At 63.3% G+C, this 16,811-nt stretch carries 12 protein-coding genes and 1 pseudogene; 7 read left to right on the top strand and 6 right to left on the bottom strand.

What is annotated here, in order from left to right; genetic code table 11:
- Window positions 1-5: 5 nt before the first annotated feature.
- Window positions 6-325 (top strand): annotated as a pseudogene (locus LGR69_RS18105) (hypothetical protein); the annotation flags it as partial.
- An 87-nt stretch (window positions 326-412) separates the two neighbouring features.
- On the opposite strand, the gene LGR69_RS18110 reads toward LGR69_RS18105, so the two are convergent.
- The 3 genes from LGR69_RS18110 to LGR69_RS18120 all read right to left on the bottom strand — a co-directional run bounded on the left by LGR69_RS18110 (window position 413) and on the right by LGR69_RS18120 (window position 3,235).
- Complete coding sequence (locus LGR69_RS18110) at window positions 413-739, bottom strand: DUF6634 family protein (protein ID WP_043388257.1); 327 nt, start codon at window positions 737-739, stop codon at window positions 413-415.
- A 139-nt stretch (window positions 740-878) separates the two neighbouring features.
- A complete protein-coding gene (locus LGR69_RS18115; protein WP_043388259.1) occupies window positions 879-1,085 on the bottom strand; it encodes a hypothetical protein in 207 nt (68 codons plus the stop codon).
- Complete coding sequence (locus LGR69_RS18120; protein WP_051976328.1) at window positions 1,085-3,235, bottom strand: AAA family ATPase; 2,151 nt, start codon at window positions 3,233-3,235, stop codon at window positions 1,085-1,087. Before LGR69_RS18120 ends, LGR69_RS18115 begins: the two co-directional genes overlap by 1 nt.
- 859 nt (window positions 3,236-4,094) lie before the next feature.
- Here LGR69_RS18120 and LGR69_RS18125 point away from each other — a divergent pair.
- Window positions 4,095-4,424, top strand: coding sequence for a helix-turn-helix domain-containing protein (locus LGR69_RS18125; RefSeq protein WP_139239616.1), 330 nt, complete (start codon window positions 4,095-4,097; stop codon window positions 4,422-4,424).
- Window positions 4,425-5,335: 911 nt separating this feature from the next.
- Here the strand turns inward: LGR69_RS18125 and LGR69_RS18130 are convergent.
- Entirely contained in the window at window positions 5,336-5,545 is a 210-nt protein-coding gene (locus LGR69_RS18130) for a hypothetical protein (protein WP_043388260.1), read from the bottom strand.
- Window positions 5,546-6,046: 501 nt separating this feature from the next.
- Here LGR69_RS18130 and LGR69_RS18135 point away from each other — a divergent pair.
- Window positions 6,047-7,398 (top strand): IS3 family transposase gene (locus LGR69_RS18135; RefSeq protein WP_230366882.1). Its coding sequence is split into 2 segments (ribosomal slippage): window positions 6,047-6,382 and window positions 6,385-7,398, totalling 1,350 coding nucleotides; the frame shifts between segments, so codons are not numbered across the junction.
- Window positions 7,399-7,455: 57 nt separating this feature from the next.
- On the opposite strand, the gene LGR69_RS18140 is transcribed toward LGR69_RS18135, so the two are convergent.
- Complete coding sequence (locus tag LGR69_RS18140; RefSeq protein WP_139239595.1) at window positions 7,456-8,238, bottom strand: hypothetical protein; 783 nt, start codon at window positions 8,236-8,238, stop codon at window positions 7,456-7,458.
- A gap of 1,719 nt (window positions 8,239-9,957) precedes the next feature.
- On the opposite strand from LGR69_RS18140, the gene LGR69_RS18145 reads away from it, so the two are divergent.
- The 4 genes from LGR69_RS18145 (at window position 9,958) to LGR69_RS18160 (ending at window position 15,021) form a co-directional block, all read left to right on the top strand.
- Window positions 9,958-11,277, top strand: a complete 1,320-nt coding sequence (locus LGR69_RS18145; RefSeq protein WP_043388023.1) for a hypothetical protein — start codon at window positions 9,958-9,960, stop codon at window positions 11,275-11,277.
- Window positions 11,278-11,287: 10 nt separating this feature from the next.
- Window positions 11,288-12,766, top strand: a complete 1,479-nt coding sequence (locus tag LGR69_RS18150) for a hypothetical protein (protein WP_051976312.1) — start codon at window positions 11,288-11,290, stop codon at window positions 12,764-12,766.
- 83 nt (window positions 12,767-12,849) lie between these two features.
- Window positions 12,850-14,340, top strand: a complete 1,491-nt coding sequence (locus LGR69_RS18155; RefSeq protein WP_043388022.1) for a glycosyltransferase family protein — start codon at window positions 12,850-12,852, stop codon at window positions 14,338-14,340.
- A 9-nt stretch (window positions 14,341-14,349) separates the two neighbouring features.
- Complete coding sequence (locus LGR69_RS18160) at window positions 14,350-15,021, top strand: hypothetical protein (RefSeq protein WP_043388021.1); 672 nt, start codon at window positions 14,350-14,352, stop codon at window positions 15,019-15,021.
- On the opposite strand, the gene LGR69_RS18165 is transcribed toward LGR69_RS18160, so the two are convergent.
- Window positions 15,011-16,810 (bottom strand): CHAT domain-containing protein, encoded by a 1,800-nt coding sequence (locus tag LGR69_RS18165; protein WP_081948841.1) that lies wholly within the window; start codon window positions 16,808-16,810, stop codon window positions 15,011-15,013. The two genes, LGR69_RS18160 and LGR69_RS18165, sit on opposite strands and share 11 nt — an antisense overlap.
- Between the last annotated feature and the right edge of the window lies 1 nt (window position 16,811).

Here is a 16,811-nt window from a genome sequence, read left to right on the forward strand (position 1 = left end):
GGACACGGCTGGATCAGGTTGACACGATCTGGCTAAGCCATCTCCACGCCGACTATGCCGGCGGTCTCCTGACGCCGAGCCGCCGCGCACGTTTCGCCAACGCCGAACTCGTGCTTCAGGACGGGGCGACATCGTCCACTCGCGGCTGCTGCAGATGCCGCATCCGGACTGGACGGTGATCTGGGACACCGACCCGGCGCAGGCAATCGCGACGCGGCGGAAGATCCTCGACCGTGCGGCGACGGAGGGTTTGAGCGTTACCGGCATTCGCCTCGCCGCTCGCGATAGTATCGAGCGGGCGGACGCCGACCACGCGCTGCGTTAGAATCCCTTGGTCCTCGATTCGACGCGCTCGCTAAAGCCGAACCGGTATCCGCTCCGACGGAGAGCGCCTCGGGAATCCCGGAGGGGATTAGTCCCCATCGGACGATGGCGATTCCAGCCGATAGAACCTCGACAGGGTGCGGGCGTAGCCTCTTTCGGGATCGTAGGTCAGGAGCTCGCTCGTCCAGATCTCGCCGTCCCTGAGCAGCGGATGGCCGAGGACGATTCCGACGAGATGGGGGACGGGGTACGCGATCACCCGCCACTCCCACAGTCTCGGCGCATCGCGCAGTTCATCCTGACCCGGGTGCCGGCCGCGGGCGATGCGATCGAGGTCGTCGGCGATGGCACGGTACTTCCGCGCGATCTCCGCGAGATGGGGAAAGGGGCCGGGCCCTTGGTTCAGGACAGACATGGACATGCTCCGCCGCCCCGGCGCGCGATGTGGCCGGTTCGAGTGTGAGATTCGGGGTTGGCTTGTGGTGGATGACAGTCGGAGGCGTGGTCGGGCGGGGCGGGGGAACGAACGTCCTCGCCGCGACACGCCTCCGATCTTAGACTCGCAGGTCTTTCAAGGCGTCGCGGCTGGATTGGGTGTGACGCTTCAGAGCCTCGAACGCAGTGCGTCGTCTAAGGATCTCGGCCAAGCCTTCGATGACAGCCTCACGGTCGCCGTCGAGGATCGCGCAGAGGCCTTCGATGGCCTCGGCCAGCGGCTGCAGGTCGCCGATCTCGAATGCCTCAGGAGGAAGCGCGAACATCAGGCCGCCCCCATGTCGAGTGCCGGTACCGGCGTTCCGGCCGAGCTCGCAGGCGCCGAGTGATCCAGCATGATCCGGTCGATGTCTTGAGCGGAGAGGTAGCCGACCTCGGCAAGTTCCGAGGCGATCGCCCGCAGCGCCGTCGTTTGCGTTTCCAGGACAGCACGGGCCCGCGCGTAAGCCCTCCGCAGCCGATCGGAAGCGGTCTCGACGAGCCCGCCTACGAGGAAGATATGCCGTTCGGCCGGGTCGACGTAGTAGGGTCCGAGCTTGCCGAGCCCGAACTGCAGGTCGATGCCGTGGGCGAGCGCCGTTGACTGGGCGAGATCCGATCCCGGGCCGAAGCCGCTGCCGATCGAGACGCCACCGAGTTCGATCTCTTCGGCCACGCGTCCGGCGAGCATCGTCGCGAGGGTCGCCTCGAGCTGCGGCAGCGTCGAAGCACCGTCGACTGGGTACTCGAACTGGGCCTGGCCACCACCGTCGTGGAGCGACAGGTCTACGAGCGCTCCGCAGCCGAGCGACCGGCCGACGATCGCGTGACCCGCCTCGTGGATGGCGGAGCGTCGTCGCGCGTCTGGGGACATCGCGAGCCGCCCCTGACGGATCTCTGCCAGGATGTCGTCGAGGCCGATCTGGCGCCCGGCACGGCGCGCCGCCCCCCTGGCTCGACGCACGAACGCCTCAACATCGGCTCCGGTCTTGCCGCGCGCGGCGAGCGCGAGCGGCATCAAAGAATCTCCGGCCAGCGCCTCGGCGCCGAGATGATGCCGGAAGATCTTCAATAAGCTCGTGGTGTTCGGCCGCTCGATCGCGATCTCGCGATCGAGGCGCCCCGCCCGCTTCACGGCTGGATCGATGTTCTGCGGGTGGTTCGTGGCAGCGACGACGACCACGCCCGGGCGCTCTTCGACGCCGGCGAGCAATTCGAGGAACAGGTTCACCACCTGGGTCCAGTACTGGACGTGCTCGCCGCGGATCTGTGCGCGGTCGGAGATGCCGTCGAGCTCGTCGATGAACAGAATGCAAGGCGCCTGGGTCCGGGCTTGGGCGAACACTCTGCGGATCGCCTGCAGGGTACCGGAGAGGTAATCCGATGCGTTCCACTCCGCGACCGAGGTCGCCACCAGCGGAACCCGAGCGGACTTCGCCAGGGCGCGGGCGAAGCTGGTCTTGCCGACGCCCGGCGGGCCCGACAGCAGCAAACCCCGATTGTCGATCTCGGCCCAGGCGAGGCGACCGAGACGATAGGCTTGCAGGTCAGCAGCAACTGCCAGGCCCCAATCCTTGGCTGCACCATACCCGTCAAGTTCCTCGAGTGTCGGACCCGTTTGAAGGTAGTGGGCTTTGGCTGCGATTACCCGGGCGATTGCATCGATACAGGCATCGGGTGAGGCAGCACCCCGGAATGCGATCGGCAAATCGGCGATGTCGAGGGTGCGAACCAGCTCGGGATCAATCTGCCGTGCTGGGCTTTCCCCGGTGACCGCTTCGATGATGAGGTCGAGCGTGCTCTGATCCAAGCCGGGGAGCGCGATGCGATGCTCGGCAGCGCGCAGGAAATCGCGCGGCAGTTGGCGGATCGGATCGGGTGCGCATCCAACGATGGGAACCCGCGCATGGAGCGCCGAGGCCACCATGAGGTTGCCAGTATCGGGTCTGTGCTCCTTTTGCGAGCCGTCGCGGACGAGCAGGCCGGCCTGCGTCGGTTTCAGAGCGACCGCTCTGTTGCCGCTCAGATCCATCACCCGGACGCCGGGTCGGAAGGCGCATTTTTCAAGGACGTCCCGCACCGGTTCGACGAGATCCGGCATGTGCGTGGTGATGACAACGACCGGGGCTTCGCGCCGCAGACGACGAACGAGGCCGTCCTCGGCCTCGATGGCACGAGCGACCAGCACGGCCACCGCGGCGAGGTCTGCCGGGATGGGCACGTGCTCGGCCTTTTTCTCGCCCTCGGTCTGGGCGAGGATGAGTTCGACCGGATCGTCGCTACTGTCGTCACAATCGGGATCCGAGCTGAATTCGCGTTTGAACTTAGTGTTCTTGCGCTCTTCCTGTGCCAGGGTTCGAAGGAACGCACGGGCAAGCGCATCAGACGGCTTAGCGTCTGGATGCTGGTCGTTCAGCTTCGTTAAGGTCGGCAACATGACGAAATCTCCCGCGGCCGGGCAGCGGCGCCGGCCGTCAGCGTGATGGCTGGATTGGTTGCAGCGACGCGGCTGGCTCGATGGGATCGGAGCGCTCGGCGGGCGTCGGCATCAGGAGATCGCCTCAAACCAGGCGACGAACGTTTATAGAACAAAAAATGAACAAAAACAGCGCCGACCGGCACATATCCACAAGGGAGGCATCGCTTAAGGAGCGACAAATATGGTGTCGTTACGTCCCATTCGTACAAACGTCAGGCTCTTCGGGGACCTGAAAGAATGGCGTCGGAGACCAATACGGTGGCAACGCGTGGTGGGTGCGTGCCGAACTCAGAAGCACGTAGTCGCATGCTGCGGGCAGGTGACCTGCCACGAGCGCATCCCTCCGCGTTACGGAATGGCCCGGTCAGTGTGAGCGGTTTGTCGCGCACCTCAAGTAGTGGCGCCGGATTTCACCAAGCGCGCCATAGATTGGACCCGAGATTTCGGGCAGAGCAAGACCAATATTCCCAGCTGAGCAGCGACTTTGGCAATCTGTCTGAAACGGATAATTTTCCCTACACACCAAGAAGAGTTGTGACACGCGCCGAAATAGGCGGGTCAAGCTGTCTGGCATCTGCTGCACTTACGCTTCCATTTGGGCATCGCGCAAAACGTGTTCGCGGCATCGCTGGTAGGACCGATCGCACACCGGGCACCAGCGGCAGTTTGGAGGCCGTCTGGCTTGGAGGGAGTTCGAAATCAACTGCCAGCGCGATATAGTGGAAGGAACACTCATGCCTCGGTGGGCTCGCGGCAACGGCGCCGGTGCCGCACGGCTGATGCATCTGCTGCGGCTTGCCTCCTCGCGCGAGATCGAATGACAGGGGAAGAGTTTAAGGCTCGCCTACGTCTGCTGCGCCGGACCCAGACCGGTTTCGCGGCTGAGTTGGGCGTGGCGCTCCGTACGGTTCACTACTGGGCGCATCGTGGCCCCCCCTCGGAGGTCAGCTACCTTCTGGACATGTTGACCAGCTTGGAACTCCCATTTGGCCCTGACGCAGCTGCCTCTGATGGCTACATCTCTTCAGCATTATTTACGGACAAGGTCGTGAAGGTCATTAATCGACTAAGCAAGGAGTCGGAAAAATTAGGCCGCGGAACTGAATTCGAGCAGGCAATCACAATTTGGATCAAAGAAAACAGCTAAAGGAAGAACGCATTAAAAGGAATCCTATTAGCTGGCTAAATATTATATGAATGCACATCTTCATTAAAAGATTCACAATAAAAATCTGTTCGGTCCAAGTTTTGCTCGAGATACCCGCAATACCACCGAAAAGATATCATATTGCGCCTGCAAATATTGCCTCTATCATGCGGCAAGCCTCGTTGAGACGAATGGAAACGACTTCCCCGAGCGCGGTTTGGATTGCGCGGTTTGATAGAGGGATATTCCAAACGGCTGACGACTGCAGAGTACCGGATTGCGCTTCCAGCGATCTTGTCGCACACCCGATGCTGCATTCGAGGGTCAATGACATGTCATCAGCATATTTGTCAGACCGACCATACATTAAAACGACAAAAAATACCGGTCAGATGCCGGGATTTCGATCCTTCAAAACATCAGCGCCGATCTTATATCCTGCGCGGTGGCACCACGATCTCTTGATACAACTAACTCTTAATCCATACGTGACGGGAATAAGTCCTTGCAGCACCAAATGGCCTAACGGCGGCTTAAATCTCTTCATAGATTGCGGCGGAGAGATTTTTCAATTGACTGCCATGCGCGATGAAGATTTCAACCAGCTTCAATTCTTAGACAGTCATCTATTTGTGAAACGGTCCGTCGTTTTATCCGAACCGTCACTGTCTAACGCTAGAGCCATCTGGTCAACCAGGCGAACACCAATTTCGCCCAGTAACAGGCTGCGCGTTCTCGAGCGGCTGGCTGCACACCCCAGTGGATTGCCCATATCCCAACTAACGAATTGTATCCAGAATTCCTCAGCCGATCCGATCGATACTATCCTGGCGCTTGTATGCCTTGGGCTTTCGATTTTGGACTTGGGATTGATGCTATGCCCTGACACAATAATCCGTCTGAACAGCCTTTCAGATCGCGATGGCAACCGGCGGCCGCAAAATAGCTTCGAGCATATCGGCGGTCTTCTCGCCAAAGTTAAAGCGGACCAGGCGCCCGTGCTGGACGACGGCCGTTAAGGGAAAGCCCAGGCTGAAGTTCGGCGCCCGAGTGATTCGCGTCGCGCCAGAAAACTGCACCCGAAGTGCCGGTTCAAGCGTCCTCTGTACGAGGCGAATCACCCCCGAAACCGAACAATTTTATCGGCCGAAAAATCGGTCCCCTGTACCCGCGCACTCGACACTCACGCGACATCCTAACAGATGTCGAAGGAATGCTCACGGGTGCACTCAGCCCACTGACGAAACCACATCTGAAGGAATGAAACACGAAATTTGATGTTTTGATCCTTCGGTACAAAGGAATAATGTTCGACCAGCTCGAAAATCCGTTCCTTATGGTCGACTCGACATATTTATTTTTGTGAAACCGTTGACTTCGACACACTTATGTGGCAGCCGACCAAGATGACGATGGTCTGCCGAGTGCGCTATAGCTGCAGACGCAAGCAATAAGCTGTTGCGTTTCTCGTTCCTTTGTATGAACGATTAAGCGAATCGGATTGGGGCCAAGGTCGCGGTCTTTACCAAGACGTCGACTGTCCGCCGTCAGCACCCCTGAGACAGATTGAGGCTCTTCACGAACAGAGGATGGCTGGTTCATCGTAGCCCCCAGGAGCGAAGATGAAACAGACATCCGGGCCGGCGCGGAAGCCGGCAGAAGCCGTGATCAAGGACATCCGCCGGGCCACACGTCGGCAGTTCTCGTCCGAGGAGAAGATCCGCATCGTGCTGGAGGGCCTGCGCGGTGAGGACAGCATCGCCGAGCTGTGCCGGCGCGAGGGCATCGCGTCCTCAATGTACTACGGCTGGTCCAAGGAGTTTCTGGAAGCTGGCAAGAAGCGGCTGGCTGGCGACACAGCCCGAGCCGCGACCGCCGATGAGGTCAAGGAACTGCGCCGGGAGGCCGGGGCGCTGAAGGAGGTCGTGGCCGATCTCGTCCTGGAGAACCGCCTGCTCAAAAAAAGTATGACCGGGGCTGGGGGCGACGAGGCATGAGGTACCCGGCCTCTGAGAAGCTGGAGATCATCCGGCTGGTCGAGCAATCCCATCTGCCGGTGTGCGCCACCCTGGAGAAGCTCGGCATCACCCGGGCGACGTTCTACCGCTGGTACGACGCTTTTCAGCGCGGCGGCCCCGAGGCATTGGCGGATCGCCCGTCCCGACCCAGCCGGGTCTGGAACCGGTTGCCCGCCGAGGTTCGCGATCAGATCGTCGCCCTCGCGCTGGAGGCGCCGGAGCTCAGCCCCCGCGAGTTGGCGGTGCGCTTCACTGACGAGCGGCGCTACTTCGTCTCGGAGGCCACCGTCTACCGCCTGCTCAAGGCCCAGGACCTGATCACCAGCCCGGCCTACATCGTCGTCAAAGCCGCCGATGAGTTCCGCGACAAGACCACCGCGCCCAACCAGCTCTGGCAGACGGACTTCACCTACCTGAAGGTGATTGGCTGGGGCTGGTACTATCTCTCGACGGTGCTCGACGACTTCTCGCGCTACATCGTGGCGTGGAAGCTGTGCACGACGATGCAGGTCGGCGACGTCACCGCCACGCTCGACTTGGCGCTGACCGCCGCTGGCCTCGATCAGGTGCAGGTGGTGCATCGGCCACGGCTGCTCACCGACAACGGATCGAGCTACGTCGCGGGTGACTTGGCTGACTGGCTCGGCAGCCGGGGCATGACCCACATCCGCGGTGCGCCCCGCCATCCTCAGACGCAGGGCAAGATCGAGCGCTGGCACCAGACGCTCAAGAACCGCATCCTGCTCGAACATGCCTACCTGCCCGGCGAACTCGAGGCGCGTGTGGCCGCCTTCGTGGAGCACTACAACCATGTTCGGGCTCACGAGAGCCTGGGCAACCTCACCCCTGCCGACGTCTACTTCGGTCGCGGAGAGGCCATCTTGCGTGAACGGGCGCAGATCAAACGCCAGACCCTCATGGACCGCCGCTTGCGCCATCACGCGCAGGCTGCCTAACCTCTCAATCCAGATGGACCAGAGCCTCCGTTCCTGAGCTTCCCGACTCGTCTCAAATCATCTGACGACGGACAATACAAGCAGGGATGCCGCCGCCCTCGCGCCGCCGTGAGGAGCTATCCAGTAGCGAAGGTCCGGTCTTCCGATCGGAACGCTCCGTCTGAAAGTCCGTTCGCCCAACCGGGCGCGTATCGAGAAGCTGGAGAACCCGGTCGCGCTTGTGACCGCCCCATCTGCGCTGCGGGATGCATCGTAATAGTGTTTCACCAGGTCGACCAGTTCGGAAAAACTCGTGCCTGCTGGTGCGGTCGCAGGCCAGCAGGTCTTGTATCCGATTACGTCGAATGCAACCGGACGGCGCAAGCGGCCCTGGCCGGTCCGTACGATTGCCTCGAGCGGCCAGACTCTTCGACTCGATCGTTCCGGGGCGGCCGGGGCGACCCGGTTCATGCACGGGATGTCGTCCGCCATGTCTGCCGCGCGTAGGAGCTCCAACTCCCACGGTCCGCGCACGAACCGATCGTGCACGATGGGTCCATCGCCTCTCCAACCGATTCCGAGCAAGTGCTCGCCGACCTCGATATCCATGACGTGTTGACACTCGTCCGCTTTGGCCCCGAATGGTGTGTTCCATCGGATCCCTCCACGCCGCGATATCGAGTCTGGTTCCGCAACGTAGTATTGAATCGAGAAGCCTTGAAAACGGACGGCCCGTTTCTTCATCGGCGTCTGTGGGCCGTCGCATCCGTGCAGGGCGAGAATACGCAAGGCAGCTTCGCGCAGCACCCTGCGGGCCACCCCGGTGGGCGCTTCGAGGCGGTTGACATGAATGGTCGACATGCGGGTCTCCGGACGGGACCCTTCTTCAGATCACCTGGTTCTCCGAAAACGTCAAAGCCTCCTGTGTACGGCCGTTCCAACCATGGACGGATCCGTCACGATCCGACCCGTTGGCCAAGGGGGCGGATCAGCTTCCGCATCGACGACACTGCTGCGGAGTGCCTTGGCGGCGAACCGGTGGCTTGCGGCGTTCCGCACCGGCCGAATTCCACCGAACACCGACTACCCGAGCTCGACGCGACGTCGCGGGCCAGGTTCCATGCCGACATAAGGAGCATGCAACCACAGTCAGATCCCCGGTTGCCCGTGTGCGTTGTCCTGCGCTGCGTAGACCCCCGCCAGCGTCGTCAGCTTGGCGGCGTCCGTGCGCGCGTCCGACCCGAAGGGCTTCGAGTCCAGCGCACAACCCAGCCTTTCGGCTGGAGGACTGTTCATGCTCGCCGAGCGCGTGCGCGGCGAGCGTCGGCGTCTCGGCACATCCGCCGGGATGCGGTCCGGCTGCACCGGCAGCTTCTCGGCCCGCGCGCCGTTTTAAACCAGTGCACCTTCCGCGGGGAGGCACGTCGGCGGCGGAACCCGAGAGCGGCCAAAGAGCGACCGGCAAATCCGAGACCAATCGGCCAAACAGCGCTGTGCCGCTCCTAAACCTACTTCGTCGTGCTAGGCATGGAAGGCGCGGTGGCTCTCATCGAAGGCGGCCTGGAAAGGTCGGAAAGATCGTTGCGTCGCCATCATCAGAGAGGACAGCCGTCCGGGATCCGAGAGCTCTGCTGCAAAGTGGTTGCGAAGACTGTCGGCACGATGATCGGGCAGGGCGGAGACCCGAGACTCGCAGCGGGCAGGTTCGAGAAGCATGTGCGTGAGTACTCCGCCGATGTGGATCTTGCCATGCTCGTCGCCTTGGCGGGTGCGGACGAACTACCGGAAAACGGAGGTCAGAAGACCCGTGGCCCGAAACCGTCGCCGCACAGCGGGAACGCCGAAGCGTCGGTGCGGATCGGCTTCCTCCGCTCCTTCCCGACTCCTTCCCGTTCCGCCCCGCGCTGCCCGATCGATCGCCTGGCAATGGATTTGAGCGTTCCTTCGAAGGGTTAGGACGCGGAAGGCTGCGGCGGAGATCATCGGCCCCGTTCCGGGAATCCGCCGCCGCAACCGGAGAGGACGGCCGTTCCTTCGATCATGGGAAGCGGCACCGCTCCGAGCGCGACTCTGGGTTGAGGGGCGCCCGCCGACGGGAAATGGGGATCGGATTGTCGGGGGGCCGGAAGTTCGCGAACTCGGCAGGCCGGGCGATGCGTACCCGGGCCGGTCCATCGGAGCGATGCGAGATCGTAAGTCCAAGCCGTTCGACCCGACCGACGCCCGTTGATCCGAATGGAAGCCGATTCCGCCCACGCGACGGCCCGATGCCGAAGCCGGCACGATGGCGGCCGGCGACGGTACGACCCCTGCGCCGGCGTCCGGCGGCCGAGCGCGCCGTGCGGGGGATCGTGTCGGCGTGCCAGCACCGGCTCTCGCCGCGGATCCGCCCTCCGGCGGGTGAAAGACCACGTCGTCGGGCCGCTCGTCTGCGGACCGGGGAACCCCCGCATGAACCCGTCGTTTGTGTCGGGCTCCGCGATCCTGCATCGCACGTGCGCGCGGACCTCGCGGGGTCGCAGGACCGGGTGTCGTCGCGGTGCAACCGCCAAGCTTGACGGGTGGAGGGGAGGGGACGCCATGCCCTACCGGACGATCGCGGGCGCGGGAACGCGCTACGCTCTCCTCGCATTCGATGCAGAAGGGCGCGAGAGGACGGACGATCCCGATGCCGCCGACGGATCGTTTTCCCGGAAGGTGCTCAACGATATCGCGTCCGAGCGGCCCACCGACATCTTCATCCTATGTCACGGCTGGAAGGGCGACATCCCCGCGTCGCTTGATCAATACGATCGGTGGATTGCCGCCATGGACCGCAGTCCGGATCGGAGCGAGGCCGAAGAACGCAGACCCAAGTTCAAGCCGTTCCGCATCGGTGTCCACTGGCCGAGTCAACCGTGGGGGGACGAGGAACTCGGTTCAGGCGCCGGAGCGTTCGACGGCTCGGCGGATCCGATCGCACTCTACGTCGACAGGTTCGGCGACCGTCCGGGACTGAGGGAACGGATCGCGACCGTATTCCGCGCAGCGGCGCTCGATCCGGCCGCCGACCGGTTGCCGCCGGATGCCGATTCGGCCTACCGCGACATCGACGGCCTGCTCACGGAAATGGGCTCGTCCGGCGTCGCCGCTCCCCCCGGAGGCGATCGCGAACCGTTCGACCCTCAGGTCTACTTCGAGGCTTCGCTCGAGGAGGAGAGTTTCGGATTCGGTTCCCGAAGTCTCGGCGGGATTCTCGCTCCGTTGCGGCAGCTGTCGTTCTGGAAGATGAAATCGAGGGCCCAGATCGTCGGCGAGGGCGGGATGCACGCGCTTCTACGCGAGCTTCAGTCGTCGAGCGCCGGCACCACGGCGCGGGTACACCTGATGGGTCACAGCTTCGGCTGCATCGTGGTTTCCGGCATGCTCTGTGGACGCGGCACGGCCGATTCCAGCGCGAAGAGCGTCGCCTCGCTCGCTCTGATCCAGGGAGCCCTCTCGCACTGGTCCTATTGCGGAGAGATTCCGGACGCCGTCGGACGTCAAGGATATTTCCGGGGGTTGCTCGACGACCGGCTCGTAAAGGGCCCGATCGTGACGACCCGCAGCATCTACGACACGGCGGTGGGCCGGTACTATCCGCTCGCCGCGGGCGTCGCCAATCAGATCGAATTCGCGGCCGGGGAACCGCCTCGCTACGGCGCCTTGGGTGCGTTCGGTGCCCAAGGCCTCGACCCCGAGGCGATCGCGCTCGCGATGAAGCCGGCAAACGAGTCGTACGGTCTGGAACAGGGCCGGATCTACAACGTCGAGGCCAGCCGATACATCCGCAACGGCGACGGTGCCTCGGGGGCTCACAACGACATAGATGGGCCGGAAGTCGCCCATCTGATCTGGGCGGCGGCTCTGGCCGGGAAGTGAAACGAAGGACATGCCCGGTTTCGACGCGGACGGCACCGACCAGGACGAGCTTCATGCCAACGGCGTGGAAGCGGAGACCGGACGTCCTCTACCGCCGCCCGAGAACGGCTCCGGCGCGCGGATCGTCGATATCGCCGGCGGATCGATGGCGCGGTTCGAGGACGAGACGGTCGCCGGCAGGCACGCGGCCTCGGATTGCGGGGTCGACACGTTCGGAACCGACTCGTCCGTCGAAAATCCCGAAGAGCTCGATCAGGCCGGGTGGGGCATAGTCTTCCCCGCGGAGGTGGATGCCGAACCCTACAAGGAGGCTCTTCATCCACTCCTCGACCTGCGCAGAAGTCAGGCTGGCGATCTTTTCCGCGTCTTCGAGAAGGATGCGGGCATCCGTCCCGGGGAGGAGGCCACGGCGTGGCTGGCGAGGCAAGGCGAAGGTCCGGGACTCGCGGCCGTCGATCCGAGTCGCGGAGTGCCGTACTATCTTCTGATCGTCGCTTCGCCCGAAGACGTTCCGATGTCGTTCCAGTACCTGCTGGATGTCTTCTGGGCTGTCGGAAGATTGCATTTCGACAATATGGAGAATTATCGACGCTACGCAGAAGCTCTCGCTCAATACGAGAAGGGAGAACTGATCTTTCAAAAGAGCAGGCGGTCCGTTCTCTTTTCTACCGCGCATGAGTTCGACCGGGCCACTGCGATGTTCACGCGCGACGTGGCGAAGCCGTTTCGCGACGGCTCCGGATCGGCCGGGCCGCTGGGCAAGAGGCAAGGGTTTGCCTTGACCTCCCTCTTGGAGCGCGACGCCAGAAAATCGAGTCTGCTGGCCGCTCTCGGAGGCGCCGAGGGACCTCCGTCCCTTCTCTTCTCGGGCACGCACGGAATGACGTTCGGCAAGGACGATCCGCGTCAGAGGGACTGCCAGGGAGCTCTCGTCTGCGACGATTGGGAAGGATATGGCGCCGTCACGGAGGACGATTGGCTCTCCGCCGGGGATCTGCCGGCGAGCCTTCGGCTGAACGGCATGATGCACTTTCTGTTTGCGTGCTACGGCGCCGGCTGGGAGGCCGTCGACACCTTCCGCGATGGACCCGACGGTCGCGGTCGTCAGATCGCGGACAAGCCCGCGATGGCCAGGCTGCCGCAGGCCATGCTGAGCCGCGGAGCGTTGTCCGTGATAGCGCACGTGGACCGCGCGTGGTCGTATTCCTTTCGCACGCCCCTAGGTCGTCCTCAAAGCCACCCGATACGGGACGTGCTGACCAGGCTCATGCAAGGCAAGCGGATCGGAAACGCCATCGATCAGTTCAACGCGCAGTGGTCCGCGTTGACGATACCCATTGCCGAGATCATGAGGAACTCGGCCGGCGATCCTGCCACGAGAAGTAGGCTGGCAAAACTGTGGATAATCCGGGACGACGTCAGAAACTACGCCGTGCTGGGCGATCCGGCGGCGCGCATAAGGATGGACCTGCTGTCGGCGGAGCCTTGACGATTGGCTCCGCATCGGCGAGATCCACGTCCGCTGCCACGCCCTCGACGACCTGAGGCTAAGCAGGTCCGGCGGATCGAGGAATGGCGCTTCGGGTTCTGACGCAGGTCAACTACTCGGCTGGAGAAAACGCCGAAGGTGACAGCGGCCTTGCATTCACCGCGGAACTCCTCGGGGCGCTCGTGCGTGCCGATCGCGACCTGCATTTCTATGTGCTGATCCCCGAGCGCGCTGCGGCCAGCTGGACGGAAGCGCTGGGGGACGATCGCATCACCTGCATTCCGGTACCTTTGCTGCCACGCATGCACGGCGGCGATTTTCAGTTCGATCCGGCGGAACTCTACAAGCGCTTCGATTTCCGGCGGTACGACGTCGACGTGCTGTTTCTCAACCAACCCGAGACGGCGCCTGCCTTCCTGCAGTTCATGAACCGGCAGACGTTCCACAACGTCCCCGCCGTCGGATACATCCATTGGTTCGACGTAAGACGGCCATCCACGCCGAAGCACGACCTCCATCGTCCGGCGCTGCTCGCGACTCTGGCGGGGTTGGGATCGATGTCGCTGGTCGGTTGCAATTCCGAATACGGGCGGAAGCAGATCCTGGCGAAGGCTCGTACCTGGTTCAACGACGACTTCGTTGAATTGCTGGACCAGAGAATGAGAATCCTTCCACCGGCAGTGGACGTGCGAGGGCTCGTCCCGCGAGGAGGACGCACTTCCGACACTCCCGCGCGCATCCTGGTCAACCATCGCCTGCTGAAGTACACGGGCGTGCGCGCTCTCGTCTCGGACGTCCTCCCGCGGCTCTGGGAAAGGCGACAGGATTTCCATGTACACCTGACCAACCCGACCAGGGTGCGTCTGCCTGGTACGATGACGCGTGCGGCTTGGCTGACCGTCGAAACGCTCCCACGTAGCCGCTATCGGGAGGCGCTCCGTACGAGCGATCTGGTTCTCGCGCCGCACCGCTCGACTCATTGGTCCATCTCCACGCTCGAGGCGATCTGCGGCGGATGCGTTCCGCTGATGAACGTGGAGAGCTTCCTACTCGAGATGATGGAGCCGATTCTCTCGGGTCTGGCCCCCTCGGTACGTCGCCACGTCGAGGTCCGATGGTTCTACTTCCGCAGCGAACTCACGAACCGCCTTTGCGATCTTCTCGACAGGCTGCCGGAGGAGGCGGAAGTCGCTCGCGAGGTCGCACGTCGCGCTCGCGAAGTCTATTCGTGGGAAGCCTGGACCGGACGGTGGCTGGACGTATTCCGGGCCGCGGAAGGCGGCATACCTGTCATGTCGGACAGAAACCCATCCCTGCTGCGTGTGAAGGATCTTCTCGAACTCAACGGAGAAATCTCCAAAGAGGCCATCCTGCGCGAGTTCTCATGGGCCCCCAAGCAGCGTGCACTCGCCTGGACGTCGTTGCGCAAGAGCATCCAGATGTTCGCCCCCGACGATGCGTCCGCTCCCGAAGCCGTGTTCGGACGCGTTCCGACGCGCGTGCGCCTAGCCGGCATTCGGCCGCAGTCCGCCACGAGCCTCGCGCCACTGGAGGCGTCGCGCGAAAGCGGTTAGTATCCCGCCATGTTCGACCAGGGCATAGCGCAATTTCTCGGCCTCGGCCTTCAGCCGACGCTTCGGCTCTGCCTCCCGCGGTTCCGCCAGGGAGTGGTGGGCGCACGGGATGGGGATCCGTTCCGGTATCCGAGCAACGCGTACGCCGAACGCGACGTGCGCTCGGCGCTGCATGTCCATAGCCTAGCCTCGGAGGCCGGTGCGGCTGTCGGGTTCATCTCGCCGGACGATCTCGCCACGGATCTTGCATCGTCGGAGCCGGACGCGGCGACGTCGGTGGTGTTCGGCAGCCGAAGCAATTCCGCTCTCGACGAAGTTCTCGGCTCGACGGGACTGCAGTTCATCTTCGATTTCGACTTCGGCTCCCAATGGGCGATCCGGCTCGCCGACGGCGCTCGATACGCATTGGACGATCCGTCGAAGCTGAGCCGCGACGAATACTCCGCCAGAATCGATTACGGCGTGGTCGCGGGCTGCCGGTCGGCCGGCGGCCGTTCCAGGTCGGTATTCATGGTGGCCGGTCTGGGTGGAAGAGCCACCGAGGGTTGCGGGTTGTATCTGCAACGTCGGTGGCGGTGGCTGGCCGATCAGGTCGGAGACCGCGCCTTCGCGGCGGTGCTGCGCTTCGATCCACCCGTCGATCCCGCGTCGTCGACCCTCGAGAGGCTGGTCATCCACTGACGAGCAGTGGTTCGCGGCTCACGACCACCCTCGTAACTTCGCTGGTGCCCTGTCGCGTCTCCAGCACGAACTGGAAGCCGCCTGCTCCGAACCGGCGCACGATTTCATCCCGCTTGTCGAAGAGATACCGCCCAGCTGCGAGCGTGCTCGAACTCCACATGCCTGCAATGACGAGCAGGACCCGGTCGTTTTGGGGGTCCACGATCTTCTCGACGAGAGCGTAGTCGCTCGCATTCGGGGTGGGCGCGGCGGCCAGTGCCGGGTTGGCGACGTCGTAGAAGATTCCCTCCCGCCGGTCGATCAGGCGCCATGGCCCGCACTCGGTAAATTCGAAAGCGAAGTCGCGGCTGTACTGGGGAAGCTTCGACCGCGAGAAATCGTGCGATCGGCTTCCGACGAGCACGTAGTGAGTGAACTCCTTCGCCTCGAAGGATGCGTCGACCACGTGGCCGGGTATGATCCGGGCGCGGCGCGCAAGATCTTCGGATTTCGGCAGAAATCTTCCGACGAGTTGAATCAGCGGCTCGACCGCCTGCACGTCGTTGGCGGCGATGGTCGGCCCGCGATACCGGTAGGCTTCGTCATCGGCTTCCGGCGGCGGCGCACCCGGTTGGCCCTCGGGCGAGCCGAGCTTGAACCGCGGCAACGAGAAGGCGAACCGGGAGGTCTCTTGATCGGCGCTCAGCAACGTCGACGTCCTGATGATCTCCTCTTCGCTCGGCCGAGCGATGTTAGCGAAGACTCCGCCCCCGTCGCCGAACCGACCGCGCAAGCGCGTGTAGAGGGCCGCAGTCCCGCGTTCCCAATCCGCATGCGCCGCCAAGGCTGCGGCAGCCTCGCCATAGGCATCGAAAACGTCAATGGTACCGTCCGCGACGACTCCTAGAAACCGCCCGAGGAAGGCGAGCCCCGAGGAAACCGTGACGGGACGCTGCATCGCCACGACGGAGCCGACGTGTCCACCGATCATGAGACGCTGTGCGACGCCCCCGAGCGAGTTCTTCGCGGTCACGGCGCCCGATTTGCACGAGCATAGGACTACCAGACATCCACGATGAACACCGAGTTCGTGCGCCACGTCCTCGCCGACCCATCTGCTTGCGGCGCCGCTCTCGTCCTCGAGCACCATGAAACCGTCCCTTTCGGCGGTGGCGCTGCCGCCGTGGGCGACGATCACCACTGCGTCATAGGCATCCCGCTCGCCGAGAGCGCGCCTCAGCGAGCCGCGTGTGGCATGCGGAACCATGTTGCAGGTCGCCTGAGGTATCGCGTCGATCGCCTTCCGCAGTTCGCCGACTACCCGATCGTGGTCGAAATCGGGGTGATCGGTCGGGTTCGCGACCGCGACCAGGAAATGCCGGAAGCCGTGCGATCTGGCATCCTGGGTCGAACCGTCGTTGATCCAGCGAAATGGGATCCTCTCGCCTCCGGCGAGGTACCGATCCCCGTCGTGCAAAATCTCGAACGGAAGCAAGTGCATTTCCGGGGAAGCCGTACTGAACGCCAGAAGAACACGACTTGCGGCTCGCGCGCGTTCGAGCGCGGTCGGCATTGTCCTTCCAGGTCGGCCTGCAAGGAGCAGGTCGTAGAGCTGACGACCGAGCTCCATCGGCGACGCACGTTCCGCGCTTTGCCAAGCCTGGAGCATGGACGAGACTTGTTCCGGCAAGGGCCAAGAGAACGAGCCGAATCCGCTCGCCCCGACCGGAGAGTCTTGGATGTTCGAGAGGCCGCCTGTCGAAGCGAGCCGGTCGACGTTCGTCGCGATGAGCGTCGTGGTTTTCGTCAAG

Source organism: Methylobacterium brachiatum (genome assembly GCF_020523825.1).
GTDB classification, from domain to species: domain Bacteria; phylum Pseudomonadota; class Alphaproteobacteria; order Rhizobiales; family Beijerinckiaceae; genus Methylobacterium; species Methylobacterium brachiatum.

Excerpts from the sequence above, each read along its gene's own strand:
- LGR69_RS18110 (WP_043388257.1), bottom strand. The coding sequence starts at position 739 with ATGTCTGTCCTGAACCAAGGGCCCGGCCCCTTTCCCCATCTCGCGGAG.
- LGR69_RS18115 (WP_043388259.1), bottom strand. The coding sequence starts at position 1,085 with ATGTTCGCGCTTCCTCCTGAGGCATTCGAGATCGGCGACCTGCAGCCG.
- LGR69_RS18120 (WP_051976328.1), bottom strand. The coding sequence starts at position 3,235 with ATGTTGCCGACCTTAACGAAGCTGAACGACCAGCATCCAGACGCTAAG.
- LGR69_RS18125 (WP_139239616.1), top strand. The coding sequence starts at position 4,095 with ATGACAGGGGAAGAGTTTAAGGCTCGCCTACGTCTGCTGCGCCGGACC.
- LGR69_RS18140 (WP_139239595.1), bottom strand. The coding sequence starts at position 8,238 with ATGTCGACCATTCATGTCAACCGCCTCGAAGCGCCCACCGGGGTGGCC.
- LGR69_RS18145 (WP_043388023.1), top strand. The coding sequence starts at position 9,958 with ATGCCCTACCGGACGATCGCGGGCGCGGGAACGCGCTACGCTCTCCTC.
- LGR69_RS18150 (WP_051976312.1), top strand. The coding sequence starts at position 11,288 with ATGCCCGGTTTCGACGCGGACGGCACCGACCAGGACGAGCTTCATGCC.
- LGR69_RS18155 (WP_043388022.1), top strand. The coding sequence starts at position 12,850 with ATGGCGCTTCGGGTTCTGACGCAGGTCAACTACTCGGCTGGAGAAAAC.
- LGR69_RS18160 (WP_043388021.1), top strand. The coding sequence starts at position 14,350 with ATGTTCGACCAGGGCATAGCGCAATTTCTCGGCCTCGGCCTTCAGCCG.